Origin of the sequence: Enterovibrio calviensis DSM 14347 (assembly GCF_000621165.1) — a bacterium.
Taxonomy (GTDB): Bacteria; Pseudomonadota; Gammaproteobacteria; order Enterobacterales; family Vibrionaceae; genus Enterovibrio; species Enterovibrio calviensis.
On sequence record NZ_JHZA01000018.1, the window covers coordinates 30,528 to 56,806 of the forward strand.

The following is a 26,279-nucleotide window of genomic DNA, read 5'->3' on the forward strand; positions in this document are numbered from 1 at the left end:
TTCCCGATCACAACGGATAGATTGCGCATTTTCACGGCAATTGGCGGCGACTTTTAGATATAAAAATTGATTGAGATCAAGTGAGCTGTATAATAGAACCTACAAATTGGTCGTGACGTTAAGCGCAAAAAAACAAACTAAAAAGCGCAGATACACAAAAAATAATAGATACATCTGCGACTTCACATTACCGCTAGCGATCAAGTTTTACCTCATCACCTACACACGTTAGAACACACATATTTTGTCATCACGCATTTTCGGCTGCGGGGTGAAGCACATTTTTTCGTTTTAAATTCATGGTGAGGAAGTAATCGTGACCAAAATTATTGTAGTCGGTGGCGGTGCGGGTGGTTTGGAGTTAGCAACCAAACTAGGTCGCACGCTTGGACGTAAAGGACGCGCCCAAGTCACTCTTGTTGATCGCAAAGCGAGTCATCTTTGGAAGCCTTTGCTGCACGAAGTGGCAACAGGTTCATTGGATGAAGGTGTTGATGCCATCAGCTATCGTGCCCATGCTCGTAATCATTATTTTGATTTCCAACTGGGTAGCTTGGCCAATATCGATCGTGAGAACAAAACCATTCAGTTGGCCGCATTGCACGACGAAGAAGATGGCGAACTGTTAATGCCTGAGCGTGAACTGAGTTATGACGTTCTCGTTATGGCAATTGGCTCTACATCGAATGACTTCAATACCGAAGGCGTTCGTGATAACTGCATCTTCTTAGACAGCCCAGAGCAAGCGCGTCGTTTCCGTAACGACATGAACAATGAGTTCCTGAAACTGCATGCTAAATCGGGTAACGGCACGGTTGATATTGCGATTGTTGGTGCAGGCGCGACGGGTGTCGAACTGTCTGCAGAGTTGCATAACGCAATTAAAGAGCTTCAGAACTATGGTTTCCGCGACTTAGACAGTTCAAAGCTGAACGTGACGTTAGTTGAAGCGGGTGAGCGTATTCTCCCTGCGTTGCCTCCTCGTATCTCAGGTGCGGCACAGCAAGAATTGATTAAGTTGGGCGTGAATGTGCGTACCGCAACCATGGTCGTTAAAGCCGAAGAAGACGGCTTGGTGACTAAGGATGGCGATAAGATTAATGCGCAAATCATGGTGTGGGCAGCAGGTATCAAAGCCCCTGATTTCCTAAAAGACATCGCAGGTTTGGAAACTAACCGTATCAATCAGCTTGTGGTTAAACCAACGCTACAAACCACGCGTGATGACGATATCTTTGTGCTGGGCGATTGTGCAGCATGTGAGCAAGCGGATGGTTCGATGGTTCCACCTCGTGCTCAGTCTGCACACCAGATGGCGAGCCGCTGTTTCTCGAACATCGTTGCGAAACTGACTGATCGTGAGCTTAAAGCATATGTCTATAAAGACCATGGATCTTTGGTATCACTTAGCCGTTTCTCCACCGTGGGTAGCTTGATGGGTAACCTGACTCGCGGATCGATGATGGTTGAAGGTCGTTTGGCGCGTGTGGTGTATATTTCGTTGTACCGCATGCACCAAATTGCGCTTCACGGCGTGATTAAAACGGGCTTAATGATGCTTGTTAGCCGTATCAACCGCGTGTTGCGTCCATCGCTGAAACTTCATTGATGGAGTGGGTTGGCCGCAAGTAGGCTAGCCCGTTAACGCATAAAAAAGCTGCCATTGGCAGCTTTTTTTGATCTTGATGATTTTTTTGATCTTGATGAGTGGTGTTGTGGGATTGCTGGCGTCGTTTTAAAGCCCAAAATCTGATGGAATCAAGCTATACACTAAGCCTTCTTTGGCTTCACCATCATACATATATCGGTTTCTGGCTTTGCATTCAAAGCTTGCGCCTAATTTTTCCGCGATACGAATGCTGGCGAGATTGGCGGGATCCATAACAAGCTCAAGTCGGGTTAGCAGTAGGTGACTAAACGCCAGTGTTGCTGCCACTTCTGTTGTTTCAATCGCAAACCCTCGACCTTGGTGGCACGAGGCAATCCAATACCCCAAATTGGCGAGGTTAGCGACTTTGTCGATGCTAGAGATATACACACAGCCAACGAGCGCTCCGGTTTCTAAATCAAATGCGGCAAGCTCATAGCTTGTGCCTGTCAGCCACCCTTGACGGCTACGATTAATCCACGCTTCTGAATCTAAGTCATCAAACCCGTCATGACACCAATCTAACCACGGTGAAATGGTGTCAGAGGAGTCTCTGATAGCGTCGCGTAGCGCAATGGCATCTACGCGATTGAGTGCACGCAGGAGAAGGCGGTCTGTTTGAAATTCCAAATGAGCTTGCATGGGTTATTCGTTGTCTTTCTTTGTGATGTATTGATTGAGTATATCCAAACCTAATGCCATTCAGCGTGACGACACTCAAGCTTGAAAAAGTAACGCCCTCGAAAGAGGGCGTTTTGATATGCCAAAGCAACCTGACATTGAGCATCTTCCGGTTGCTTGTTTATACCGATTACTCGACGCGAGTAACTTGAATAATCAGCCCCATCAAAGGGTGGTCGAGATAGTGGATCTCGCCGCTGCGCATTCTGCGCTTTTGCTCAAAGGCATAAGGCTTCAAATATTTCTCCACCGCATAAGTGCGCTCAAGCTTTTGAAGACCCGCGAAGGTATCCGCCTCTGCGGGTAAGTTGGCTACCGAGCCATCCGCTGAAACAGTTTCAATGTCAGTGATGGGTTGGTTGCTCAGCGGTGCTGGCACTTCACTCACGTCTTGCAGCACTTTTCGCTCACCAGGCTCACGCAGCACGAGGTCGGTTTCAATAAACAAGTAATGCTGAACGTAAACGCGAATAAAACCATCTAGCTCATACATTGAGCCACTTTGCTTCTCATTGCTGTCATAAGCGTTATCAGCATTAAGGGCGATATTTTTTGGGGTGCCGTCCGTGTAGTAAGCGTCACCAAAGTTTTTGCCCGCCGTGAAGCGCAGTTTTGGCATGGCATTCTTGCTACCGTCATTTTGACGCCAAGCCGTATGCAATAACGGCTTGAAGCCCGCATGATTCGCCAATCTGTTGTATTCTGCGTTCAGCTGCCAATTACTTTTTGGCAGAACTTGAAGCCCTTTAGCTGATAAAGTCGCTGAGTCGAAAACAGAGACCGCATTTGACAAATTAATGTTCGGTTGGGTGTCCGGCCAGTTTTCCTGAACACTGTCAGGGTTCTGATTACGTTTAAATACAATCACTTCAACGTCAAACCAACGTTCTGCAAGTGAAGGCCAGCTAATGGTGCACAGAAGCAGGAAAATTAGCTTTTTCAAAGCATTACTCCGTTAATAGCATCTTGTCGCCAATGACTCAGGCGACCAATAGGTTGTCAGCAAATTGGGTCAGTAGTGTCTCAACGAACTCAACCCTTTCTCTGCGATCAGTCAGCGACTCCACAATTCGCAGTTTGGTTGGTCCATCGAAACGATATCGAGTTGGGTGCGATTGTAACAGACCCACCAAGAAGCCGGGATCAATTTGGGCGTTTTGGTTAAACTCGATCACACCCCCTCTGTCGTGAGCGTCGATCTTACGTACACCTAGTTTCGCTGCATCTAGTTTAATCTGTTGCACTTTGAGCAAATTCGATGCGGCATCAGGTAATAAACCAAATCGGTCAATCAGCTCGACCCTGATCTCTTCGATCTCATCTTGTGACTTGGTACCCGCAATACGTTTGTATAGCGACAGGCGAGTATTGATGTCTGGAATATAGCTATCAGGCAACAGCGCAGGTAGACGTAATTCCACATCGGTTTGCTGGTTGAGCAAGTCTTCTAATGATGGCTCTTTGCCTTCTTTCAGCGCTTCTACCGCTTGTTCAAGCATTTCCATGTAGAGCGTGAAACCCACAGAGTGGATTTGACCGCTCTGCTCTTCACCCAAGAGTTCACCCGCACCACGTATTTCTAGATCATGTGTGGCAAGTGTGAAACCAGCACCGAGATCTTCTAGTGATGAGATGGCCTCAAGTCGCTTCACTGCATCTTTCGTCATGCGTTTCGGGTGAGGAGTCAGCAGGTAAGCGTAAGCTTGGTGGTGTGAGCGTCCTACACGGCCACGCAACTGGTGAAGTTGAGCAAGGCCTAAGCGATCGGCTCTATTCATCAATATGGTATTGGCGGTTGGAACGTCGATGCCCGTTTCGATAATGGTGGTACACACCAGAACATTGAAGCGCTGGTGGTAGAAATCAGACATGATGCGCTCGAGTTCGCGCTCGCGCATTTGTCCGTGTGCGACGGTCACGCGGGCTTCTGGCACAAGCTCTGCCAATTCGTCTGCGGCTTTTTCAATACTGTCGACATCGTTGTGAAGGAAATAGACCTGACCACCACGCATGATTTCACGCAGCAGTGCTTCGCGGATCATGGCGTCTTCTCGCTCTCGCACGAAGGTCTTGATGGCTAATCGACGTGACGGTGGTGTGGCGATGATAGACAAATCGCGCATGCCACTCATGGCCATATTCAGGGTACGAGGAATAGGGGTAGCGGTCAGCGTTAGAATGTCGACATCCGCTCGCATCGCTTTCACTTTTTCTTTCTGTCGAACACCAAAGCGGTGTTCTTCATCAACAATCAGTAACCCCAGATCTTCAAACTTCACATCGCTTTGCAGCAGTTTGTGTGTACCAATGAGGATGTCGATTTTGCCTTCGGCGCAATCAGCGAGAATCGCTTTTTGCTCTTTGGCAGATTTGAATCGAGACAACACTTCAACGCGAACCGGTTGGTTGGCAAATCGGTCACGGAAGTTCTCAAAATGCTGCTGTGCCAGCAGTGTGGTTGGCACAAGCACGGCAACTTGTTTGTTGTTGTTTACTGATAGGAAAGTCGCTCGCATGGCGACTTCCGTTTTACCAAAGCCCACGTCACCACATACCAAGCGATCCATGGCAATTGGCTGACACATGTCAGACAGTACCGCATTGATGGCTTGAGATTGGTCTGGGGTCTCTTCAAATGGGAAGCTTGAGCAGAAGTCCAAGTAGGCTTCTCGGTCATGCTTAAATGCAAAGCCAGGTTTGGTCGCTCGCTTGGCATACACATCAAGCAGTTCAGCAGCCACGTCTCTGACTTTTTCTGCGGCTTTCTTACGTGCTTTTTCCCATGCTTCGCCACCAAGACGGTGCAATGGGGCGGTTTCTTCTGCACCGCCACTGTATCGGCTGATCAAGTGCAGTGATGCGACTGGAACATACAACTTGGAACCTTGTTGATATTCCAGTGTGACGTATTCCGTTTCAATGCCGCCAGCTTCTAGCGTTTGAAGCCCAAGGTAGCGACCCACGCCATGTTCGAGGTGAACCACGGGTTGTCCGATCTGCAATTCTGCAAGATTTCGGATCATGGTATCGCTGTTAACGGCCGCTTTTTTGTCCCCGCGGCGGCGTTGCTGTATTACGCGCTCACCGAGCAAGTTGCTTTCACAAATCAGCGCAAAAGCAGGTTTCTCGCAAACGAAACCTCGCTCAGCTGGGCCAACCACCATGGCGAAAGGTGTTGGCGCGTTGAGCGCCTCTTCGAGGTTCGCACTCACGAAAGGACGAATCTTGATGCGAGCGAGAAGATCCAACATGGCTTCTCGGCGTCCTTCCGTTTCTACGGAAAACACCACTTTGCCTTTGAAGTCTTCTGTGAATTTGCGCAGCGAGCCTAGTGGCTCTTTAAGTTGTTGATTGACTGTGAGGCAAGGCAAATTCGTAATCGGTGCGTTTTGTCGTCCCGCTTTGTCTTCTGTTGAATCAATCTGAAGTTTGATTCGCGGATAGGCTTTAAACGCTGAAAACAACTCGTCAACGCTCTGCCAAATCTCTATGGGAGGAAGTAGGGGACGCAACGGATCGACGCGACGTTGGTCGAAGCGATACTCTGCATCGGTCAAAAACTGCTTAGCGGCAGATTCTAGATCCCCTTTGGCGAGTATAAGGGTGTCGCTTGGCAAATAATCAAACAGGGTTTCTGTGTGTTCAAAGAACAGTGGTTGCCAATACTCAATGCCCGCTGGCCATGTTTTCTTGCTGACTTGCTGATAGATGGACTCAGGTTCACGTCTTGCTTCAAATCGCTCGCGCCAACGGACGCGGAATTGCTCGACGGCTTCGTCATCGGTTGGGAACTCGTGCGCAGGTAGCAAATTGATATGGTCGAGTTCTTGGGTAGAACGCTGGTTTTCTGGGTCAAACTCTCGAATGGTATCCACTTCGTCATCGAAGAAATCAATGCGGAAAGGATGGTTTGAGCCCATAGGGAACAGATCAAGAATTGAACCACGACTTGCGTATTCACCGTGTTGGATAACTTGATCGACATGGCGATAGCCAGACAATTCGAGTTGATGACGTAGCTTTTCAAGTGATAACAGATCACCCTTTTTTACCATCAACGCATGCTGAACCAAGAAGGACTTCGGCATGACGCGTTGCAGCAATGTCGATACCGGAATGATCAGAATGCCAGCGGTTTGCTTTGAGAGCTGATAGAGCCTTGCAATACGGTCAGAGATGATATCTTGGTGCGGAGAGAAGTTGTCGTAAGGCAGTGTCTCCCAATCAGGGAAAACATGGCAAGGTTGCCCTGTAAACTGCTGTATTTCTGGCTGAAGCTTAAGCGCAGTTTGGTTGTCAGGGACAACTAGCAACATCAATCTTTGTTGCTTATCCGCAATATCGGCAATGGTTAGAGGCAGTGAAGCGCCAAGGAGATTGGCAATAACACGTGTGTCGCCAGCTTTAGTCGGCGAAGGCAAGGTAAATAAGGCGTTATCTTTCATGATTTGGGGCTTAGTTATCTCTTTCTAATGCACGTTGTCGGAGAAGCTTCTGCTGTTGATGAAGAGCAGCACGGATCAGCACATCTCTGTCTTCTTCTTGAAGGCGAGTGTATTTAATACCCACGGCAAACTTACCATTTTTTTCTTTGCATCCGTACACGGTACCGTAGCAGTAAATGGCTGAAGGAGGGTTCTCAAGAAAGAGTTTTAGGCGAAGATGCTGTCCCTTCTGGAATGCTTTCTTGGCGATAAATGTCAGGCTGCTGGCTCCGAACGTTTCGGTTTGAAATCGAAGGTTGGGATCATCTTGTTGGGACAACATAAATCCAAGGAGCAAGTTGATCTTTTCATTTTGAGCGGTAAGAAATTTGCTCAATGCATGACCCTGATCGTGATGCAACGTATGGATTTCTTTTTCGACGCTACCATCAATATCACTGCAGTCGCTAGCAATACGAAATGCAATGGGGATTTCACGGCCAAACGCGACGTCAGACGGGACATGCTCGCCATCACCTAATTCTTCAACGTTGATTTTTAGGTGCGCATGTACGGAAAAGTATTCGTCCTGACTCATTGTGTGTCCTAATGCGTTGTAATCTGTTGATTATACCCAAACTGACCCAAGATGCATGTTTCTGTGCTTAAGGCATTTGATTCTTTGCCTGTTTATGGAGATGTGCGTCAGTGAACCCGCGGGATTCACTAAAGCTACGAGATAGTTAGGTTCTTGGTTCTTGGTTCTTGGTTCTCTGTTCTCGGCTCACGGCTGCGCCCATGTATTTATGGGCATCCGTTGGGCATCGTCAGCGTGCGATTCCTGACGGCGATCTCTTGGAGTATTGTGTTAGCGCACGTCACAGTATCAGCGAATGAAAAAGCGGTGTTGTCAGAAGAATGGAACGATTTGCGTGAAAAAGCACCTAACCGCTGGTGGCGAGGCTGCGATTCATGGCAATCCGCTGACCTTAAAGGTATTCTTGCTTTTCACGATACCCACGCAATTTAAAGAGTTGATACGATCAAAAGCGATCATCTCACCCTAAGAGCTTGTGAAGCATTTTTGCTTTAGGGATATACACAAACAACAACGGACTACTGAGTGATGTTTTTCGTAGTCCAAATGACTCGTTGAGAATTCGATTTATGTATCACCCTTTATCGGTGTTTATTGGCTTACGTTATTTACGCGGACGATCAGGCGACAAATTTGGTCGGTTTGTATCTTATATGTCGACCGCTGGTATCACCATTGGTGTCATGGCACTCGTGACTGTGCTGTCGGTGATGAATGGTTTCGAAGGTCAGCTAAAACATCGTATCTTAGGTGTATTGCCGCAAGCGGTGATTTCGGGAGACGCAGAGCTTGCTCCCGATGTAAACACTATTGCTAACTGGGATAACGTAACAGGGACTGCACCGATCGTAAGCACTGATGCGGTAGTACAAAGTCCTATTTCCATTGCCGCTGGTCGTTTGCTAGGCGTTGAGCCTAATAGCACTGAGCCGATTCGCGAATTTATGGTGCGTGGCTCATTCGACATGCTAAAACCTGGTGCTTATCATTTAGTGCTAGGCAGGAAGATAGCGCGTGACTTGGATGTGTCCGTGGGCGATAAAGTTCGCGTGATGATAACCAGTGCGAGCCAATTTACCCCTGTTGGTCGTATTCCTTCTCAGCGCAATTTTACGGTTGCTGGAATCTATGACACTGCAACGGATGTTGATGGCCAACTTATGTATGCCAACCTCAATGACGTTGCACGATTAATGCGTCTTCCTCGTTCACAACCTGCAGACCTGCGACTCTTTCTTGACGATCCTTTTGATGTGCCAACCCTTAAGCAAATTGCTGAGGGTATGGGGTACGAATGGTCAGATTGGCGCGAGCTACGCGGTGAGCTTTTTCAAGCCGTGAAAATGGAAAAGAACATGATGGGGTTAATGTTGAGCCTGATCATTATGGTGGCTGCATTCAATATTATCTCTGCGCTTATTATGGTGGTCATGGAAAAACAAGCTGAAGTTGCCATATTGAAAACACAGGGCATGAGGCACAAAAGTATTGTGGCCTTGTTTGTTGTGCAGGGCGCAAGCAGCGGTGTCATTGGTGCGATGCTTGGCGGTTTGCTTGGCACTGCGCTGGCAATGAATATCAATGAAATTATGCATCTTTTCAATTTGAGTCTGCTTGGTAACGGCATTGCTTTGCCTGTTGTTGTTAAAACTGAGCAAGTTCTTTCTGTCGTCGTGGGCGCAATTGTGCTCAGCCTGCTTGCTACTTTGTTCCCATCATTTAAGGCGGCATCTGTTCGTCCTGCTGAGGCTCTTCGCTATGAGTAATACGCTACTTACCTGTTCTAATGTTGTGAAAACCTATCAAGAAGGCGAGCTAACAACGCACGTGTTGAAAGGTGTGTCCTTCTCTATCGATAAAGGTGAGCTGGTGGCAATAGTGGGTGCGTCTGGATCAGGAAAGAGCACCTTGCTGCACGTACTGGGCGCGCTGGATACGCTAACTGAAGGTTCGGTGAATTTTGATGGCAAAGACCTGATCAAAATGCGCGCATCCGATCAAGCAACCCTTCGAAACCGCAATATCGGATTCATTTACCAATTTCACCACCTTCTCGCCGATTTCACGGCACTGGAAAACGTGGCAATGCCTCTGATGATTGGCGGGGAAAAACCAGTAGAAGCCAAGCGTCGAGCATTGGAAATTTTAGATGCGGTGGGCATGTCTCATCGTGCGGAGCATCGTCCTTCAGAACTTTCTGGTGGTGAGCGCCAACGTGTTGCTATTGCTCGTGCAGTGGTGAATCGTCCAGCGCTGGTCTTGGCGGATGAACCTACAGGTAACCTCGATCATAAGACCGCGCTTGATATCTATGACCTGATGCGCGAACTCAACCGCGAGTTCAACACGGCATTTTTGGTGGTAACACACGATCAAGAACTGGCTGGCAAAATGGACCGACAACTGTCGATGTTGGACGGGCAGTTCGTGGAACAACAAGGTGAGGTTGTTTCAGCATGATCGAACCTTTAGCGCTGTTCATTGGGCGTCGATTTAGCAAAGCAAAAAGCCGCAATAAACTGGTTTCGTTTATTTCTGTTTCCTCAATGATTGGTATTTCAGTCGGCGTCATGGTGATTATTGTTGGTTTGTCTGCCATGAATGGTTTCGAGCGAGAACTTAATAATCGCGTATTGGCCGTGATCCCCCATGCTCAACTTGAAGGTGTGAATACGCCAGTTAGCGAATGGGAAGAAATGCAAGAGACAGCGGTCGCGAACCCCCGTGTGGTGGCGGGTGCGCCTTATGTCACTCTGACTGCACTGCTTGAGAAAGGCGCGAACCTAAAGCCTGTTCAACTTCGCGGTATTGATGCGTCGCAAGAGGTTAATGTCAGTAGTATTAAAGACTACGTGCTGGGTGATGGCTGGTCTTCGCTTACGCCGGGAAGTAATGCGGTAGTGCTTGGCAAAGGAATTGCCGATGGTTTGGGCGTAGATGTTGGGGATTGGATAACGGCATTAGTGCCTTCTCCTGACCCAGATCTTAAATTGCGCGCACCTAAGCGCATTCGTCTTCAAGTATCGGGCATTCTTAGTTTGGCAGGCCAAGTTGACCATGGTTTAGCTTTGATTCCAATACAGGACGCACAAGCTTACTTGGGCATTGGTGGAATGGTTTCTGGTGTCGCGTTAAAGTTAACCGATCCTCTCGACGCAAGAAGCATTGTGCGAGAAGTAGGCCGAACACTAACAGCCTATGTGTACCTCAAGAACTGGACGCAGGAATATGGCTTCCTATATCGCGATATTCAGATGGTACGTGTGATTATGTACTTGGTAATGGTGCTTGTGATTGGTGTTGCTTGCTTCAATATCGTTTCAACATTGATGATGGCGGTGAAAGACCGTGCTGCTGATGTGGCAGTGCTCCGCACGATGGGCGCCAAAGATGGCTTAATTCGCTCAATTTTCGTGTGGCACGGTTTGCTTTCTGGTTTGTTAGGCAGCGTGATGGGATCTGTGGCTGGATGTTTGATCGCACTCAATCTCACTAGCATTGTTGGCAGTATAGAGCGACTAACGGGACAAGACTTCCTGTCTGGTGACATCTATTTTGTCGATTTCTTACCGACAGAATTGCACTACAGTGATGTGTTCATGGTTTCTGCAACAGCGGTTGTTTTGAGCTTGCTGGCTACATGGTATCCCGCACAGCGTGCCTGTAAGTTGCAACCAGCGACAGTACTGAGCGCACGTTAACATTAGGTATTAGTTCGGACGACGTCTCGTTGATAATTCATAGAGTTACAGCCAAGAATCGGTTCAACACCTAGCGTCTCGCATCTTATTCGATACGAAAAAAATACCCCGCAAAAGCGGGGTATTTTTGTATGTATGTCTTTTAGTTGTCTGACTTTTTCTTTTTCAGCACTTTGATTTTTGGTAAGCGCAACCGCCGCTTTTGCCAGCTTCTCACTACCGAATAGCGCCAAAGACCGCGAACACTAAAGTAGCCGACAGCAGCAAAGAAGAAGGCGCATACCAAGCTACCCAGCAAAAACGGTGGTCCAATTTGATGCATTTGACCGAAAAGAAAGTCCCATGTCAGTTCAAAATGAAAGTGCACATTGGGTGTCCCCAGAATCCACGTACCGACTTTGTAAGCGCCATAGAAAATGACGGGCATGGTGACTGGGTTAGTGATCCACACCAAAGCGACAGACAGGGGGAGATTCACCCCAAACATAATGGCAAGGCCTGCGGCCATGATCATTTGGCTGGGAAGAGGAATGAATGCCATAAACAAGCCGACAGCAAACGCACCAGACGCCGAGCGGCGATTCAAACACCACAGGTTTGGGTCATAAAGCAGATTGCCAAACACCGCGAGTGCTTTTTGTTTGCGGATCACGTCATGTCTGGGGAGGAATTTTTTAATTATTTTTCTTGGCATAGATTTTCATTTAACACGGAATTGATACCTTCATGAAATTGTTATTGGGTATCGTGGTGGCTATCGTCACGCTCAAATGGTGGCCAGACATTCCAGAAATCAGCACATTGGCGATGGGCTCAGTTCTTGTGCTTGTCGTTTTGCTTGCCTTAAAAAAGCACGTCTCCGTGTTTTTCATTGGTCTCACCCTTGGCTGTCTAGTGGCATCCAGCTCTGCGGCACTGTTTACATTCAAAACCATTTCCGCTCTGACAGTGGCTCAGAATATTACCATAGCAGGAAAAGTTGGCAGCCTTTTTACAGAGGAAAAACGGCAAACAAGTGTAATCTTTGATGTCGACACAGTGAATGGACGCAAATTAACCACTTTTGAGACATTTAGAGTACGTCTCTATTGGCGAAGCGACGAGTCTGTGAAGCAAGGGCAGCGTTGGAATATCACGGCAAGGTTGAGAGAGCCCTATGGCCGAGTCAATGAAGCGGGCTTTGATGCCGAGACCTATTTTCTGTCCCGACACATTCATGCGAAAGGGTCGGTGTTATCTGCAGAAATACTCGATGATTCGATATCGTATCGACAGTCTATATTCGACCAAGTGACGAGCGAAATTAGAGACTACCCATCCTTTCGATATTTGGTCGCGTTGGCGTTTGGTGAGCGTTTTTTGTTGCAACAGGCTGATTGGCAAAAACTTCAAGATTCAGGGCTAGCCCATTTGCTCGCCATTTCAGGGCTACACATCGGTTTGGCATTCTTCTTTGGTTACAGTGTCACTAAAATGATCATGCCTTTGTTGTTCAGACATGATCAAGGGCTTTGGGTTGCCGCGATGGTGGGGCTGCTCTTTGCGTTAGGTTATGCGTGGATGGCGGGTTTTTCTTTGACCGCGCAACGTGCGCTTATTGCACTCTTCACGTTCTCTCTCATTCGCCAATCAGGTTTCAGTGTCAGCCCATTTAACACATTCTTGATTGTTCTTTCGGTTGTGTTGGTTGTTGATCCTTTGTCGATCTTTTCCGCGAGCTTTTGGTTATCCTTTGGCGCGGTGTTTGTGCTGTGTCTCATGTCATTAATGGGGCACAGCACAAAGAGTGATAATCTAGAAAATCAAATGCGTGGCACCGAAGCTGTTACGAATAGGTGGTCGTTTATTGGGTCGGTTAAGCGCTATTTCAAACTTCTATTTCTGATGCAGTGTTTGCTTACCGTCGGCATGTTGCCATTTATGTGGGCATGGTTTGGTGGCATCAGCATAACGTCAATTTTCTACAATGTATTTGCTGTTCCTCTAGTTAGTTTGGTGACGGTGCCTCTGGTTCTCTTTGCCTTATTCTTCTCTCCATTTTTCTCAGCCAACTGGATATGGATGGCTGTAGATTGGTCATTGCGCCCTTTGCTGTTTGCATTAGATACGGCTTCGTCAGGCTGGTTGGGTATCGAGCACGTGCCGTGGCTTTGGTTACTAGTGATGGTCATGACGATTTGTCTTGGGTTGATGCTCAAATTGCGGCGATTTGCAGTACTGTTCGGATCGCTAGGTGCGATCTTACTGATGTGGGATAGCGGAGGTGGTGAACCAAATAACTGGACCGTCGACGTCCTTGATGTCGGGCATGGGTTAGCGGTTTTGATAGAAAAAGACGGGGAAGCCGTGCTCTATGATACTGGCGGGGCATGGTCATCTGGCAGCATTGCAGAAAGTGTTGTGTCGCCCATTTTGCAATCAAGAGGCAGTAGTTTGGCTGGGCTTATTCTTAGTCATCGAGATAACGACCATGCTGGCGGGATGGAATGGGCAATCGATAACTTCGAGCCTCAATGGGTGCGTATTAGCGAGAACCACCCAGATATGCTGCCTTGTCACCGTGGTGAGCAATGGATCTGGAAAGGTTTACAATTTCGCGCTCTCTATCCTCAAGAGCTTGTTGATGAAGCAAGGAACCCTGATTCCTGTGTCGTGCTTGTATCAGATGGTATTCATCGCGTGATGTTGACCGGGGATGTGCCAAGAGTAGGGGAGTCATTCCTAGTGGAACACGAAGACAAACTTGACGCTGATGTGTTGATAGTGCCGCACCATGGCAGCAAAACATCTTCATCGGTTAGGTTTATCGAACGCGTACAGCCAAAAGTCGCTATTGCCTCAACCGGACGTTACACACCTTGGAACTTGCCACACCCAGACGTTGTTGCGCGCTATCAACAACGAAATATTACATGGTACGAAACGGGTAGCCATGGTCAGGTGAGTGTGCAATTTTCACTATCAAGTTGGCGAATTCTTAGTCGACGTCTTGATCTGGAGCCATTTTGGTACCGGAAGATGTTTGGACGCCCCAAAAGAAAAGAGTAGAATGCCCGCTACTTGCAGAAATATAAGCAAATAAAATGTCAAATTACCAAGATAAAACCACCCGAGAAACGTTCAAAGCCCTTTGGCCGTACATTGCCAATTACAAATTAGGACTGGTGGTTGCCATCATTGCGTTAATTGTTAACGCAGCAAGTGACACGCTCATGCTCTCCATGATTAAGCCTCTACTAGATGAAGGCTTTACCTATGACAGCGTGGATAGCGATTTCCTGAAAATGATGCCGTTCTATCTTGTCGGCCTAATGCTCGTTCGCGGTGTTTCGAGTTTTGTTTCCGCCTATGGCCTTTCATGGGTGTCAGGCAATGTTGTGATGGTAATGCGACGTCGCATGTTCAATCACTTCATGAAGATGCCTGTGAGCTTCTTCGATAAAGAATCCTCCGGTGCCTTGCTTTCACGGATTACCTACGACTCTGAACAAGTGGCGAATGCGACCAGTGGCGCTTTGGTCAGCCTGGTTCGCGAAGGTGCATCTATTATTGGTCTGATGACCTTGATGTTCTATTACAGCTGGGAACTATCGGCGATCCTGTTGGTTATCGCGCCTGTTGTGGCGTGGGCCATCGGCTTTGTATCTAAGCGCTTCCGTAAAATCTCCTCCAACATGCAAGAAGCCATGGGCTCAGTGACGTCTTCTTCTGAGCAAATGCTTAAAGGCCACAAAGTGGTATTGAGCTTTGGCGGTCAAGATGTTGAAAAAGAGCGCTTTGAGAAAGTCAGCAATGGTATGCGCCAACAAACCATGAAGTTGGTGTCTGCGCAGGCGATTGCTAACCCAGTTATTCAGCTTATAGCGTCATTCGCACTGGTGGCGGTCTTGATGCTGGCAAACACCGAAGCGATTCGCTCAGAGCTCACTGCGGGTACTTTCGCCGTGGTCTTCGGCGCAATGTTTGGTTTGATGCGCCCACTGAAAGCGCTGACTAACGTCACCTCGCAATTTCAGCGCGGTATGGCAGCGTGTAATAGCTTGTTTGAGCTAATGGAAATGGAAACCGAAAAAGACAACGGTAGCCATGAAGTTGAGCGTGTGAAGGGTGACATCAAAGTCAATGACGTGGTGTTTACCTACCCAACCAAAGATACGCCGGCCTTGAATAAGGTGAACTTTGAGCTTGAGGCGGGTAAAACGCTTGCGCTCGTGGGGCGTTCTGGTTCGGGTAAAAGTACTATCGCGAATCTGCTGACCCGTTTTTATGACATCGATAGCGGTGGTATCACTATCGATGGCGTGCGTATTGAAGATTACACATTGAGTAATTTGCGTGATCACGTGTCGGTAGTTTCTCAGAACGTACACCTGTTTAACGACACCATCGCTAACAACATCGCGTACGCGGCAGAAGAGAAGTTCACCCGTGAAGAAATAGAGCGAGCTGCTAAGCTGGCTTACGCCTCTGACTTTATTCAGAACATGGATAACGGTTTCGATACGATTATTGGTGAAAACGGTGTGAGTCTTTCAGGTGGTCAGCGTCAGCGTATCGCTATCGCGCGAGCACTGTTGCGTAATGCACCTGTTTTGATTTTGGATGAGGCAACCTCAGCACTAGATACCGAATCAGAACGTGCGATTCAATCGGCGTTGGATGAACTGCAAAAAGATCGCACCGTGTTGGTCATTGCACACCGATTATCGACCATTGAAAAAGCCGATGAGATCTTGGTTGTCGATGAAGGTGAAATTATCGAGCGCGGAAATCATGCTACCTTGATTGAGAAAGATGGCGCATATGCGCAGCTTCATCGAATTCAATTTGGAGAATAACGCTTGGCGGGTTTGGTCGAAAAAATTTGGTTTGAAAACCACCCGCTAGGTTGGCTCGCTGCGCCACTATTGTGGCCGTTGAGTAAAGTGTTCGGTGCAATTGCCAGACAGCGTCGCAACGCGTTTTTGACGAAAAGCGGCGAGCCGTACAAAGCGCCAGTCCCTGTTATCGTGGTGGGTAATATCACCGTTGGTGGTAATGGCAAAACGCCAGTTGTGATTTGGCTGGTGGAGCAACTTCAAGCGCTTGGTATGACCCCTGGGGTTGTCTCTCGTGGTTATGGAGGAAATGCAAAGCAGTATCCTCTGGTATTGGATGACACAACCACCACTGATGCGGCCGGCGATGAACCAGTATTGATTTTCCAAAGAACGGGTGCCCCCGTTGCTATAGACCCTGTTCGAAGTGAGGCAGTGAAAGCCTTGCTGCCTCTTGGTGTTGATATTGTCATCACTGATGATGGGTTGCAGCATTATAAACTAGATAGAGATCTTGAGTTTGTAGTGGTGGATGGTGAGCGTCGTTTTGGCAATGGTCATTACATGCCGTTTGGGCCACTGCGTGAGCAGGTTGACCGTCTAAGTAGTGTTGATTTCATTATCTGTAACGGTGATATCGCGCTACCTGGCGAGATTGGTATGGCCTTATTGCCGCATGAGTTGGTCAATTTGAAAACGGGTCAGCGTGTCGTTGCCAATAGCTTACCAAATGCCGTTGCGATGGCCGGAATAGGCAACCCTCAACGTTTTTTCAATACACTTAATGAATTAGGTCAACACCCTATTCATTGCGAGCCCTTTGCGGATCACAAAGCGTTTGAATTGGACAGATTGATGGCGTTAGCTGAGCAAGGCGAACATTTATTGATGACGGAAAAAGATGCCGTCAAATGTCGCGCCCTATTACAACAGCAACCAGAAATTGAGAATTGGTGGTATTTACCCGTTGATGCAAGTTTCAATGCGGATGATACTGCGAACGTAATGAATACCATTAAGAAAGTGAAGGATGGATATGGATCACCGACTGCTTGAAATCGTCGCTTGCCCTGCGTGTAAAGGGAAGCTGAACTACAACAAAGAAAAGAACGAGTTGGTTTGTAAATTTGACCGGTTAGCCTACCCCATTCGTGATGGCATTCCTGTCATGCTGACACCGGAAGCACGTGAACTGTCTTCTGAAGAGGTTAAGTAATGAAATTTACCGTGGTGATCCCTGCGCGGTATGCGTCAAGCCGTTTGCCTGCAAAACCCTTAGTGGATATCGGCGGAAAGCCGATGATTCAATGGGTTTACGAGCAAGCACTGAAGTCTGGCGCAGACAACGTGATTATCGCAACGGATGATCAGCGTATTGTTGATGCAGCGAACGGCTTTGGTGCCGAAGTGTGCATGACTCGTGAAGATCACCAATCAGGCACTGAACGTCTTGCTGAAGTTATCGAGAAATACAACCTCGATGCTGATGAGATCATCGTGAATGTGCAGGGCGATGAGCCACTGATCCCACCAAGCGTGATTCGTCAGGTTGCCGAGAACTTAGCCAAGAGTGTTGCGCCTATGGCGACGCTGGCGGTTAACATCGATCATGCTGACGAAGTGTTTAACCCTAACGCAGTGAAAGTGGTGACGGACAAAGACGGTTATGCGCTGTATTTTAGCCGTGCAACCATCCCGTGGGATCGTGACAATTTTGCCAAAGTCCCAATGGAAATTCACCACAACCTGAAACGTCATATCGGCATTTACGGGTACCGTGCTGGCTTTATCAATACCTACATCAACTGGGCACCAAGCCCGATTGAACACATCGAGTGCTTAGAGCAACTGCGTGTGCTTTGGTATGGCGAGAAAATCCATGTGGATGTGGCTATCGAAGTGCCACCTGCTGGGGTGGATACGCCTGAAGATCTTGAGGTTGTGCGCCAGTTGGTTAGCAATCTTTAAACGAGCTATTGCGTAGAATTTGCTGATACAAGTGAATACAAAAAAAGCTGCCGAATGGCAGCTTTTTGTCGTTTAGCGAACAGCAATTGGCCTGTCGGCCAGTGCGAATTTTAGTTTGCTGGTGCGATATTCTCGATGCCAGTCTCTATTACAGGCTCAACTGGCTCTGGTGACGTCACAGGGTCTGCTTGTAGTACCGCTTCTTGCTGTGCGACTTTATCGCGTAGACGCTGCCACAATTGCCCTAAACGCTCGTGCCAGAAACGTTCGAACTGTTCGAGGTATTGCGCGCGAGGGCTGTATTTTATCCAAGGCTGTTGGATTTCTTTCTGTGCCATGTAATTTGTCGGTGCAGGAATAGGATTAAGGCCAGCACTTTGGAATTCATATAGTGCACGAGGCATGTGGCTGGCAGAGGTCACCAACACCAAGTTGCTGTCGCCAACAACAGATGCCGCTTGAAAAGCTTCTTCCCATGTATCCTTTGCTGTTTCTAGCAACAAGATGTTGTTCTTGTTCACACCCATTGCCATGGCTACACGCGCCAGCATACGAGCATGACTCACTTCATAGCCTCCATCGTAGCCAGATAAAATCAGTTGTGAGGTCGGATACATGAAATGGATGCGGATCCCTTCAACGAGGCGCATCAATGCGACCCGTGACAATTCAGACGTGGGAGGGATCTCATCATCAACGACGTGACCATGCCCGAGCACCATCACGAAATCGACGGGTTCTTCAGGTGGCAAGAAACGTGTGTGCTGTCTTTCTAAGTCCATTAACAACGACGAAGATATTGGCTGAAAAGACACCAGCGCAATTAACAGCAGTGAAACAAAAACAAAGAACGAACCAAACCCTTTACGCTGCGTGAACCAAATCAAAAACAGGCCAAAAAATCCAATAAGCAGTAGTGCAGGGAGGGGCATCAGTAAAGTTGATATAAGTTTTTTTAGTTCAAACATGAAATGTCGCCCGAAATATAGTCAAACAGGGGCCAATAAGTACAACAAACCTTTATTAACGGCAGTCTTATGCGAAAATAACCCCTTCAGTAGAATATGATAACGAAGGCACTGTGACAGAGGATAGAAATTTCGACGACATTGCCCACAAATTTGTTAAAAACATTTACGGCTCGGGCAAGGGAGAAATCCGCCAAGCCGTTGTTTGGCAAGATCTCGAATCAATTTTGAGACAACTGGGTGAATCTAAACCACTGGACATTTTGGATGCCGGAGGCGGTTTAGCGCAGCTTTCGCAGCAAATTGCACACCGTGGTCATCACGTCACTTTGTGCGATCTTTCTTCACAGATGCTCGAGTTGGCGGAAAAAGATATCGAAGCAGCAGGATTGCTTCCTCAATATCGCTTTGTTCATGCGCCAGTGCAGGAAATTACGCAGCACGTGGATAAGCAGACGGATTTGGTGCTTTTTCATGCAGTGATGGAATGGCTCGCCGATCCGAAAGACGCGCTGAATGTCATACTTTCGCAAGTAAAGCCTGGTGGCATTGCTTCAGTGATGTTCTACAACCAAAATGGTTTGCTTTTCAAAAATTTGATATGCGGCAATCTTACCCATGTGGAAGAAGGCATGCCGCATAGAAAGCGTTTTAAGCTTCAGCCTCAAAAAGGTCTTCAACCAGAAGACGTCTATCAATGGATAGGCGACGCTGGTTTTGAAATTTTAGGGAAAAGTGGTGTACGCACGTTCCATGACTACATGAAAGACACGCGAACGGGTGAATATACCTTTGAACAGGTCGTGGCAATGGAGCAACAGCTCTGCCGCCAAGAACCTTTTATATCGCTAGGGCGCTACATCCATGTGTGGGCGCAAAGACCTCTCGATAAATAATTAGAAATAGACAACAAGGATTACGGATGAGCGAATTCTCTCAGACTGTTCCTGAGTTGGTCGGTTGGGTGAAACAGAATGACTTCTCTCTCAATCTGCCGCCGGAACGGCTGGCATTTCTCCTTGCCGTTGCAGTACTCAGCAGCGAGCGTTATGAGGAGGAGCTAGGGGAAGGGGAACTTGTCGATGCATTTCGCATTGTCAGTGACCAATTCGATCAAGCTAGCGAAACCATCGGGTTTCGCGCAAACAATGCCATTAACGATTTGGTGCGCAGTCGCCTGTTGAGTCGCTTTACCAGCGAATTGACGGACGGCGCGAGCATCTATCGTCTTACACCGCTTGCGCTGGGTATCAGCGATTACTACGCACGTCACCGTGAATACAGCTCGTTGAAGCTGTCTATTCAGCTATCTATGGTGGCCGATGAGATTGATAAAGCCCTTTCAGCAGCGTCAGAAGATGGCGATGCGGATTTTTGGCGCAAAAATGTTTACGGCGTACTTAAGTATTCTGTGGCAGAAATCTTCGATCGCATCGATTTGAACCAACGCACCATGGATGAACAACAGCAGAAGGTCAAAGAAGACATCGCTGCGCTGTTAAACCAAGATTGGCAAGCCGCGATTGCTAACTGTGAGCAACTGCTAAACGAAACATCCAGCACACTGCGTGAACTGCAAGATACCTTGCAGTCTGCGGGTGACCAACTGCAGACACAGCTATTCAATATTCAGGAACAAGTGCAAGGCCGAGACGATCTCGATTTCGTTGATGCCATGATCTACAACTTGCAAATGAAGCTAGACCGCATCGTTAATTGGGGGCAACAAGCCATAGATCTGTGGATTGGTTACGACCGCCACGTACACAAATTTATTCGTAATGCCATCGACATGGACAAAAACCGCGCCTTTAGCCAGCGTTTGCGTCAATCGGTGACAGAATACTTTGATAACCCGTGGTTCCTAACGTTTGCAGATGCCGAACGCCTTCGCGATATGCGTGATGAAGCCTTGGTGCTTCGTGACGATGAAGTGACGGGCGAAATGCCTGCGGAAGTCGAGTTTGAAGAACTCACACTGGTTACCGACCAATTGGGCGATCAAATCGCTGACATGCTGTCTCGTCATCGAACGACAGGCGAGGGCATCGATTTGGGCGTTGTTTTGAAAAACTATCTGGCTCAACACCCACAAGCTCGCCATTTTGATTTGGCTCGGATAGTGATTAATCAGGCGGTACGTCTGGGTTACTCACAATCAGATCTCAATGCGATCCAACCGGATTGGCAGGCAATTAATGAATACGGAGCCAAGGTACAAGCGAATGTCATCGATAAATATTGAAGAATTGATGCCAGAGGAACTGGCAAAAGCGATTGCGAACCCGTTGTTTCCAACATTGGATAGCGCGCTGCGTGCTGGCCGTCATATTGCCAGTGAAGATTTGGATAACCACGCGTATCTGATTGAGTTTGAAAACCCGCTGCAGCACTTCTATCAGCGTTACCATGCTGAGCTAGTGCGTGCGCCAGAAGGCTTCTTCTACTTGCGCCCTCGCTCAACATCGCTGATCGGTCGCAGTGTGTTGTCCGAGCTAGACATGCTCGTGGGCAAGGTACTGTGTTTTCTTTACCTCAGCCCTGAGCGTTTGGCACAAGAAGGTATTTTCAATACCCAAGAGCTATTTGACGAACTGCTGACGCTAGCCGATGAGAAAAAGCTGATGAAGCTGGTGACCTTGCGTGCCAGCGGCTCTGATCTTGATCGTGAAAAGCTGTACGACAAAGTGAAAACGTCTCTGCGTCGCCTTCGCCGTCTTGGCATGATTGTCCCAATCGGTGAGAACGGAAAATTCCGCGTTAGCGAAGCCACGTTCCGCTTCGGTGCTGATGTGCGAGTGGGAGACGACATGCGTGAAGCGCAACTGCGTTTGATTCGTGATGGCGAAGCGGTAGTTCATACCCAAGAGCATGCGCAATCAAGTCTATTGAATAACGACGAGAGCGATGAATTAGACATCGACGCGTTAAGCAACGACGATCAGGAGGTTCAGGCATGATCCAACGCGGTAAATACCAATCGCTGACCATGGTTAACTGGAACGGCTTTTTTGCTCGCACCTTTGATATCGATAACCTAGTGACTACTTTGTCTGGTGGTAACGGTGCAGGTAAATCGACCACGATGGCGGCGTTTATTACAGCCTTGATCCCCGATCAAAGCTTGCTGCACTTTCGTAACACCACCGAAGCGGGCAGTTCAACGGCATCACGCGACAAAGGGCTTCACGGTAAGCTGAAACCAGGTGCGTGTTATGCCGCGCTAGACGTGGTGAACTCACGTAACCAACGTATTTTGTTCGGTGTTCGCCTTCAGCAAGTGGCTGGACGAGACAAGAAAGTCGACATCAAACCTTTCATCATTCAAGGTCTGCCGTCGCACGTAACACCAACGGATATTTTGATCGAAAGCGTGTCTGCTAACCAAGTACGTGTTCGTCAGCTTAATGACGTGAAAGACGCGCTAGGTGAGCACGAGACGGCACATTTTAAAGCGTTTACGTCTGTAACCGATTACCACTCGCAGATGTTTGAATTGGGCGCATTGCCTAAGAAGCTGCGTAATCAAACCGATCGCTCGAAGTTCTATCGTTTGATTGAAGCGTCGCTTTACGGTGGTATTTCAAGTGCGATCACCAAGTCACTACGCGATTACTTATTGCCGCAAAACGGTGGTGTGAAGAAAGCCTTCCAAGACATGGAAGTGGCACTTCGCGAGAACCGCATGACGTTGGAAGCCATTAAGCTAACCCAGCGTGACCGTGACTTGTTCAAGCACTTGATCACTGAATCGACCAACTATGTTGCGTCTGATTACATGCGCCATGCCAATGAGCGTCGTAAGAAGCTTGAATTGGCATTGCAGCGTCGTGGCGAGTTGCTGGGTTCGCGTCGTCAGCTAAGTGATTTCCAAGGAACGTTCGGTCGTATGACCGATGAACTGGATGTGCTTACCGACGGTCAAGCGCACTTAGAGCAAGACTATCAAGCAGCATCTGATCACCTTCAGCTAGTGCAAACCGCGGTTCGCCAGCAAGAGAAAGTAGAGCGTTACCAAGAAGATTTGGAAGAGCTTGCTGTTCGTTTGGAAGAACAGATGATGGTGGTGGAAGAAGCCACAGAACAGCTTGCGATGGCGGAAGAGCAAACCCACCTCAATGAAGAGGAAGTGGACAGCCTTAAAACGCAATTAGCCGATTACCAACAAGCGCTGGATATGCAGCAAACGCGTGCGCTTCAGTACCAGCAAGCCGTTAAAGCACTTGAAAAAGCGCAAGAGATGACTGGCAACGATGACTTGGAGCACCACAACGCTTCTGTCTTGTTGAATTCACTGAAAGCGGATGAAGAAACGCAAACCGCGCAACTTCTGAGCCTTAAGCACAAACTGGATTTGTCGTCAGCGGCGGCAAAACAGTTTGAACGTGGTTTGCAGCTAGTGCGTCAAATCGTTGGTGAGGTCTCTCGCGAAGATGCATCAACGAAAGCACGCGAAGTGATTGCGAAAGGTCGTGAATTTGCCAACTTGGCCAATAACAGCGACCAGTTAACTGCACAGCATCGTGACCTTGAACGTCAGTTGCGCAGTTACCAGCAAGCCAAAACGCTTTCTGAGCAATATCAACGTCAGTTCAACACAGCGATTGATTCAGAAGAGCTGACTGAGCTTGAAATGGCGCGCCAGCAAGAACGTCTTGAGTCAGCAGAGGAAGCGGTTGGCGAGCAAGCGGATAAACTTCGTGAACTTCTGCGCAGCGAAAATGACATCAATGGCAAGGTGACGGCGTTTGAAAACGTTGCTCCCGCATGGATTGCAGCTCAAGAAGCGCTAGAAAAGCTGTCTGATCAAACGGAAGAGAGTCTATACGACAACCAAGCGGTTCTCGACACCATGCAAAAAGTGATGGTGAGAGAACGTCAAACGCTAGATACCCGTGACAAGTTGGCGACGGAAAAACAAGCGCTTGAAGCGGAAATTGAACGTTTAGCACAGCCTGGCGGTAGCGGCGATGCTCGCTTGCAATCACTGGCTGACACCTTAGGTGGCACACTGCTTTCAGAAATCTACGATGACATCACCATGGAAGATGCGCCGTACTTCTCTGCATTGTACGGCCCTGCGCGTCACGCCATTGTTGTTCCTGACCTTAAGGGCATCAAAGAGAAGCTGGTTGATATTGAAGATTGTCCCGACGATCTTTATGTCATTGAAGGTGAGACTGACGGCTTTGATGACAGCGTATTCGATGCGGATGAAATGGAAGGGGCGGTTTGCGTTCATCTGAATGATCGCCAGTTGCGTTATTCGCGTTTCCCTAAAGTGCCATTGTTTGGCCGCGCGGCGCGTGAGCATCGTCTTGAAGTATTGCGTGAAAAGCGTGAAGAGCTGGTGGAAGACTACGCCAAAGCGTCGTTTGATGCTCAGAAGCTTCAGCGTCTAACCCAGAGCTTTAACCAGTTCGTTTCGCACCACATGAACGTTGCGTTCAATGAAGACCCTGAAGCGGCATTGAAAGCACTGCGTGAGCAGCGTAATCACGTTCAGCGTCAATTGGGTCAATTGCGTGATAACGAGCAGCAAATTCGCAGCCAGCTGACGGGTGCAAAAGAAGCCATTGCGTTGCTGAACAAGCTTCAACATGTGGTGAATGCACTCGAAGATGACACGGTAGAAGCACGCTTAGAAGAGGTTCAGGCGCGTTTGGCACAAGCTGATGAGGCTCGCCATTTTACTCGAGAACACAGTAAAACATTGGCAGAACTAGAACCTCTGCTGTCTACGCTTGATGCCGATCCAGAGCAGTTTGATGCATTGAACGATGCTTATGTTCAAGCTGACGAGTCCTTGCAACTTCTTAAGAAGAAGTTGTTTGCGCTGTCAGATCTCGTAGAACGTCGTCATCATTTCGGTTATCAAGATGCGGTGGCCTTGCTTGATAAGAGCAGCGAGCTAAACGAACAACTGAAAACCAAACTGGTTGATGCAGAGCGCGCACGTACGCGTTCTCGTGAACACGTTAAGCAAGTACGCGACCAAGTGAACCAGTACAACCAATTACTGGCATCACTGAAAAGTTCTCATCAAGCGAAACAAGAAACCGTCGCTGAATTTAAGCGCGAATTGATGGAACTGGGTGTTCGTGCTGATGTGGAAGCGGAGGAACGTTCACGTGTTCGTCGCGATGAGTTGAATGCACAGCTGTCACAATCTCGTCAGCGTAAGAGCGAACTTGAGAAGGGCTTAACGTCGGTTGAGCTAGAGATGAAGTCGCTGCTCAAAACACTGAAGAAAGTGTCGAAAGAGTACGCTGATCTTCGTACTTTTGTGGTGAACGCGAAAGCGGGTTGGGTTGAAGTACTCAAAATCGCACGTAACAGTGGCGTAGAGAAACAGCTTAACCGTCGTGAAATGGCGTACATGTCAGCCGATGAATTACGTTCATTGTCCGATAAATCCTTGGGTGCGTTGCGTCTAGCTGTTGCAGACAATGAAACACTGCGTGACGCGCTGCGTTCGTCAGAAGACATGGCGCGTCCAGAACGCAAAGTGTTGTTCTATGTTGCGGTATACCAACACCTGCGTGAACGTATTCGCCACGACATTATTCGTACGGATGACCCAGTCGAAGCTATCGAAGAGATGGAAGTTGAACTGGGCCGTTTGACGGAAGAACTGACACAGCGTGAGAAACGTTTGGCGATTAGCTCAGAGTCGGTTGCGAATATTATTCGCAAAACGATCCAGCGTGAGCAAAACCGTATTCGCGTCTTGAACCAAGGCTTGTCGAATATTGGCTTTGGTCAGGTGAAAGGCGTTCGCCTGAATGTGTCGATTCGCGATACGCACGCGCAACTTCTGGCTGGATTGGCAGAAAATGCTGAGCAGCACCAAGATTTGTTTGGTAACAATCGTCTGACCTTCTCTGAAGCGATGGCGAAATTGTTCCAGCGCTTGAACCCGCATATCGACATGGGTCAACGTTCACCGCAAATTTTGGGCGAAGAGCTTCTGGATTACCGCAACTACCTTGAGCTAGGTATTGAAGTTAACCGTGGTACTGACGGTTGGCTGCGTGCTGAATCGGGTGCACTGTCAACGGGTGAGGCGATCGGTACGGGTCAAGCTATCTTGTTGATGGTCGTTCAAAGCTGGGAAGAAGAGTCTCGCCGCCTACGTGGTAAAGATGTGATTCCATGCCGTCTGTTGTTCCTTGATGAAGCCGCACGTTTGGATGCGAAGTCTATCTCGACGCTGTTCGAGCTATGTCATCGTCTGGATATGCAGTTGCTCATCGCAGCACCGGAAAACATCAGCCCAGAGCAAGGCACAACCTATAAATTGGTGCGTAAGATCTTTAACGATAAAGAGCATGTGCATGTAGTGGGTCTGCGTGGTTTTGGCGATGTATCTCAGACAAGCTTTCCGACTCAAGCGTCATTAGAAGAAGCAGTCGAGTAATATTCGCTTCTATTAAAATGGGGCTTAACCCTCGATACGAAAAGGCCAGCAATG

General features: G+C 48.2%; 20 protein-coding genes. 14 read left to right on the plus strand and 6 right to left on the minus strand.

Annotation, left to right across the window (positions count from 1 at the left end; genetic code table 11):
- Positions 1–316 precede the first annotated feature (316 nt).
- The gene (locus Q365_RS0114750; protein WP_028024069.1) at positions 317–1,609 is read left to right on the plus strand and encodes an NAD(P)/FAD-dependent oxidoreductase; all 1,293 of its coding nucleotides are present in this window, start codon (positions 317–319) and stop codon (positions 1,607–1,609) included.
- A gap of 126 nt (positions 1,610–1,735) precedes the next feature.
- Here the strand turns inward: Q365_RS0114750 and Q365_RS0114755 are convergent, their stop codons facing one another.
- The 4 genes from Q365_RS0114755 to Q365_RS0114770 all read right to left on the minus strand — a co-directional run bounded on the left by Q365_RS0114755 (position 1,736) and on the right by Q365_RS0114770 (position 7,351).
- Positions 1,736–2,290 carry a GNAT family N-acetyltransferase gene (locus tag Q365_RS0114755; protein WP_028024070.1) on the minus strand — a complete coding sequence of 185 codons (555 nt, stop codon included), beginning with the start codon at positions 2,288–2,290 and terminating at the stop codon, positions 1,736–1,738.
- Positions 2,291–2,459: 169 nt separating this feature from the next.
- On the minus strand, positions 2,460–3,272 hold the full coding sequence (locus tag Q365_RS0114760; RefSeq protein ID WP_028024071.1) for a peptidoglycan binding protein CsiV: 813 nt from the start codon (positions 3,270–3,272) through the stop codon (positions 2,460–2,462).
- 37 nt (positions 3,273–3,309) lie between these two features.
- Complete coding sequence (gene mfd, locus Q365_RS0114765; protein WP_028024072.1) at positions 3,310–6,774, minus strand: transcription-repair coupling factor; 3,465 nt, start codon at positions 6,772–6,774, stop codon at positions 3,310–3,312.
- A gap of 10 nt (positions 6,775–6,784) precedes the next feature.
- Positions 6,785–7,351: a PilZ domain-containing protein gene (locus Q365_RS0114770; protein WP_028024073.1), complete on the minus strand. Its 567-nt coding sequence runs from the start codon at positions 7,349–7,351 to the stop codon at positions 6,785–6,787.
- Between the two features lie 267 nt (positions 7,352–7,618).
- On the opposite strand from Q365_RS0114770, the gene Q365_RS26730 reads away from it, so the two are divergent.
- From Q365_RS26730 to lolE, 4 genes are all read left to right on the plus strand, one after another.
- Positions 7,619–7,783 (plus strand): hypothetical protein, encoded by a 165-nt coding sequence (locus tag Q365_RS26730; RefSeq protein ID WP_155859014.1) that lies wholly within the window; start codon positions 7,619–7,621, stop codon positions 7,781–7,783.
- Positions 7,784–7,920: 137 nt separating this feature from the next.
- Complete coding sequence (gene lolC / locus Q365_RS0114780; RefSeq protein WP_028024074.1) at positions 7,921–9,117, plus strand: lipoprotein-releasing ABC transporter permease subunit LolC; 1,197 nt, start codon at positions 7,921–7,923, stop codon at positions 9,115–9,117.
- Complete coding sequence (gene lolD, locus Q365_RS0114785; protein WP_028024075.1) at positions 9,110–9,811, plus strand: lipoprotein-releasing ABC transporter ATP-binding protein LolD; 702 nt, start codon at positions 9,110–9,112, stop codon at positions 9,809–9,811. Before lolC ends, lolD begins: the two co-directional genes overlap by 8 nt.
- A complete protein-coding gene (gene lolE, locus Q365_RS0114790) occupies positions 9,808–11,052 on the plus strand; it encodes a lipoprotein-releasing ABC transporter permease subunit LolE (RefSeq protein ID WP_028024076.1) in 1,245 nt (414 codons plus the stop codon). The genes lolD and lolE overlap by 4 nt, the downstream gene beginning before the upstream one ends.
- 142 nt (positions 11,053–11,194) lie before the next feature.
- Here the strand turns inward: lolE and Q365_RS0114795 are convergent, their stop codons facing one another.
- Positions 11,195–11,746: a DUF2062 domain-containing protein gene (locus Q365_RS0114795; RefSeq protein WP_028024077.1), complete on the minus strand. Its 552-nt coding sequence runs from the start codon at positions 11,744–11,746 to the stop codon at positions 11,195–11,197.
- Between the two features lie 32 nt (positions 11,747–11,778).
- On the opposite strand from Q365_RS0114795, the gene Q365_RS0114800 reads away from it, so the two are divergent.
- The 5 genes from Q365_RS0114800 to kdsB are packed head-to-tail and all read left to right on the plus strand — an operon-like array spanning position 11,779 to position 17,837.
- On the plus strand, positions 11,779–14,100 hold the full coding sequence (locus tag Q365_RS0114800; RefSeq protein ID WP_028024078.1) for a DNA internalization-related competence protein ComEC/Rec2: 2,322 nt from the start codon (positions 11,779–11,781) through the stop codon (positions 14,098–14,100).
- Between the two features lie 35 nt (positions 14,101–14,135).
- Complete coding sequence (msbA, locus tag Q365_RS0114805; protein ID WP_028024079.1) at positions 14,136–15,890, plus strand: lipid A ABC transporter ATP-binding protein/permease MsbA; 1,755 nt, start codon at positions 14,136–14,138, stop codon at positions 15,888–15,890.
- Between the two features lie 3 nt (positions 15,891–15,893).
- On the plus strand, positions 15,894–16,925 hold the full coding sequence (lpxK, locus tag Q365_RS0114810; RefSeq protein WP_028024080.1) for a tetraacyldisaccharide 4'-kinase: 1,032 nt from the start codon (positions 15,894–15,896) through the stop codon (positions 16,923–16,925).
- Positions 16,906–17,085, plus strand: coding sequence for a Trm112 family protein (locus tag Q365_RS0114815; protein ID WP_028024081.1), 180 nt, complete (start codon positions 16,906–16,908; stop codon positions 17,083–17,085). The genes lpxK and Q365_RS0114815 overlap by 20 nt, the downstream gene beginning before the upstream one ends.
- A complete protein-coding gene (kdsB, locus tag Q365_RS0114820) occupies positions 17,085–17,837 on the plus strand; it encodes a 3-deoxy-manno-octulosonate cytidylyltransferase (protein ID WP_028024082.1) in 753 nt (250 codons plus the stop codon). Before Q365_RS0114815 ends, kdsB begins: the two co-directional genes overlap by 1 nt.
- A 110-nt stretch (positions 17,838–17,947) precedes the next feature.
- Here kdsB and elyC read toward each other — a convergent pair whose 3' ends face one another.
- Complete coding sequence (elyC, locus tag Q365_RS0114825; RefSeq protein ID WP_028024083.1) at positions 17,948–18,805, minus strand: envelope biogenesis factor ElyC; 858 nt, start codon at positions 18,803–18,805, stop codon at positions 17,948–17,950.
- Positions 18,806–18,918: 113 nt separating this feature from the next.
- Here elyC and cmoM point away from each other — a divergent pair, with 113 nt between their 5' ends.
- The 4 genes from cmoM to mukB are packed head-to-tail and all read left to right on the plus strand — an operon-like array spanning position 18,919 to position 26,225.
- The gene (gene cmoM, locus Q365_RS0114830; protein ID WP_028024084.1) at positions 18,919–19,701 is read left to right on the plus strand and encodes a tRNA uridine 5-oxyacetic acid(34) methyltransferase CmoM; all 783 of its coding nucleotides are present in this window, start codon (positions 18,919–18,921) and stop codon (positions 19,699–19,701) included.
- A 26-nt stretch (positions 19,702–19,727) separates the two neighbouring features.
- A complete protein-coding gene (gene mukF / locus Q365_RS0114835) occupies positions 19,728–21,050 on the plus strand; it encodes a chromosome partition protein MukF (protein ID WP_028024085.1) in 1,323 nt (440 codons plus the stop codon).
- Complete coding sequence (gene mukE, locus Q365_RS0114840) at positions 21,031–21,765, plus strand: chromosome partition protein MukE (RefSeq protein ID WP_028024086.1); 735 nt, start codon at positions 21,031–21,033, stop codon at positions 21,763–21,765. The genes mukF and mukE overlap by 20 nt, the downstream gene beginning before the upstream one ends.
- Complete coding sequence (mukB, locus tag Q365_RS0114845; protein WP_028024087.1) at positions 21,762–26,225, plus strand: chromosome partition protein MukB; 4,464 nt, start codon at positions 21,762–21,764, stop codon at positions 26,223–26,225. The genes mukE and mukB overlap by 4 nt, the downstream gene beginning before the upstream one ends.
- Positions 26,226–26,279: the final 54 nt, after the last annotated feature.

Bases quoted from the DNA above. Each gene is read 5' to 3' on its own strand.
- lolC (WP_028024074.1), top strand. From the start codon at position 7,921: ATGTATCACCCTTTATCGGTGTTTATTGGCTTACGTTATTTACGCGGA.
- kdsB (WP_028024082.1), top strand. From the start codon at position 17,085: ATGAAATTTACCGTGGTGATCCCTGCGCGGTATGCGTCAAGCCGTTTG.
- mukE (WP_028024086.1), top strand. From the start codon at position 21,031: ATGTCATCGATAAATATTGAAGAATTGATGCCAGAGGAACTGGCAAAA.
- elyC (WP_028024083.1), bottom strand. From the start codon at position 18,805: ATGTTTGAACTAAAAAAACTTATATCAACTTTACTGATGCCCCTCCCT.
- lolE (WP_028024076.1), top strand. From the start codon at position 9,808: ATGATCGAACCTTTAGCGCTGTTCATTGGGCGTCGATTTAGCAAAGCA.
- mfd (WP_028024072.1), bottom strand. From the start codon at position 6,774: ATGAAAGATAACGCCTTATTTACCTTGCCTTCGCCGACTAAAGCTGGC.
- mukF (WP_028024085.1), top strand. From the start codon at position 19,728: ATGAGCGAATTCTCTCAGACTGTTCCTGAGTTGGTCGGTTGGGTGAAA.
- lolD (WP_028024075.1), top strand. From the start codon at position 9,110: ATGAGTAATACGCTACTTACCTGTTCTAATGTTGTGAAAACCTATCAA.
- Q365_RS0114800 (WP_028024078.1), top strand. From the start codon at position 11,779: ATGAAATTGTTATTGGGTATCGTGGTGGCTATCGTCACGCTCAAATGG.
- msbA (WP_028024079.1), top strand. From the start codon at position 14,136: ATGTCAAATTACCAAGATAAAACCACCCGAGAAACGTTCAAAGCCCTT.
- Q365_RS0114815 (WP_028024081.1), top strand. From the start codon at position 16,906: ATGGATCACCGACTGCTTGAAATCGTCGCTTGCCCTGCGTGTAAAGGG.
- Q365_RS0114755 (WP_028024070.1), bottom strand. From the start codon at position 2,290: ATGCAAGCTCATTTGGAATTTCAAACAGACCGCCTTCTCCTGCGTGCA.
- Q365_RS0114770 (WP_028024073.1), bottom strand. From the start codon at position 7,351: ATGAGTCAGGACGAATACTTTTCCGTACATGCGCACCTAAAAATCAAC.
- Q365_RS0114795 (WP_028024077.1), bottom strand. From the start codon at position 11,746: ATGCCAAGAAAAATAATTAAAAAATTCCTCCCCAGACATGACGTGATC.
- mukB (WP_028024087.1), top strand. From the start codon at position 21,762: ATGATCCAACGCGGTAAATACCAATCGCTGACCATGGTTAACTGGAAC.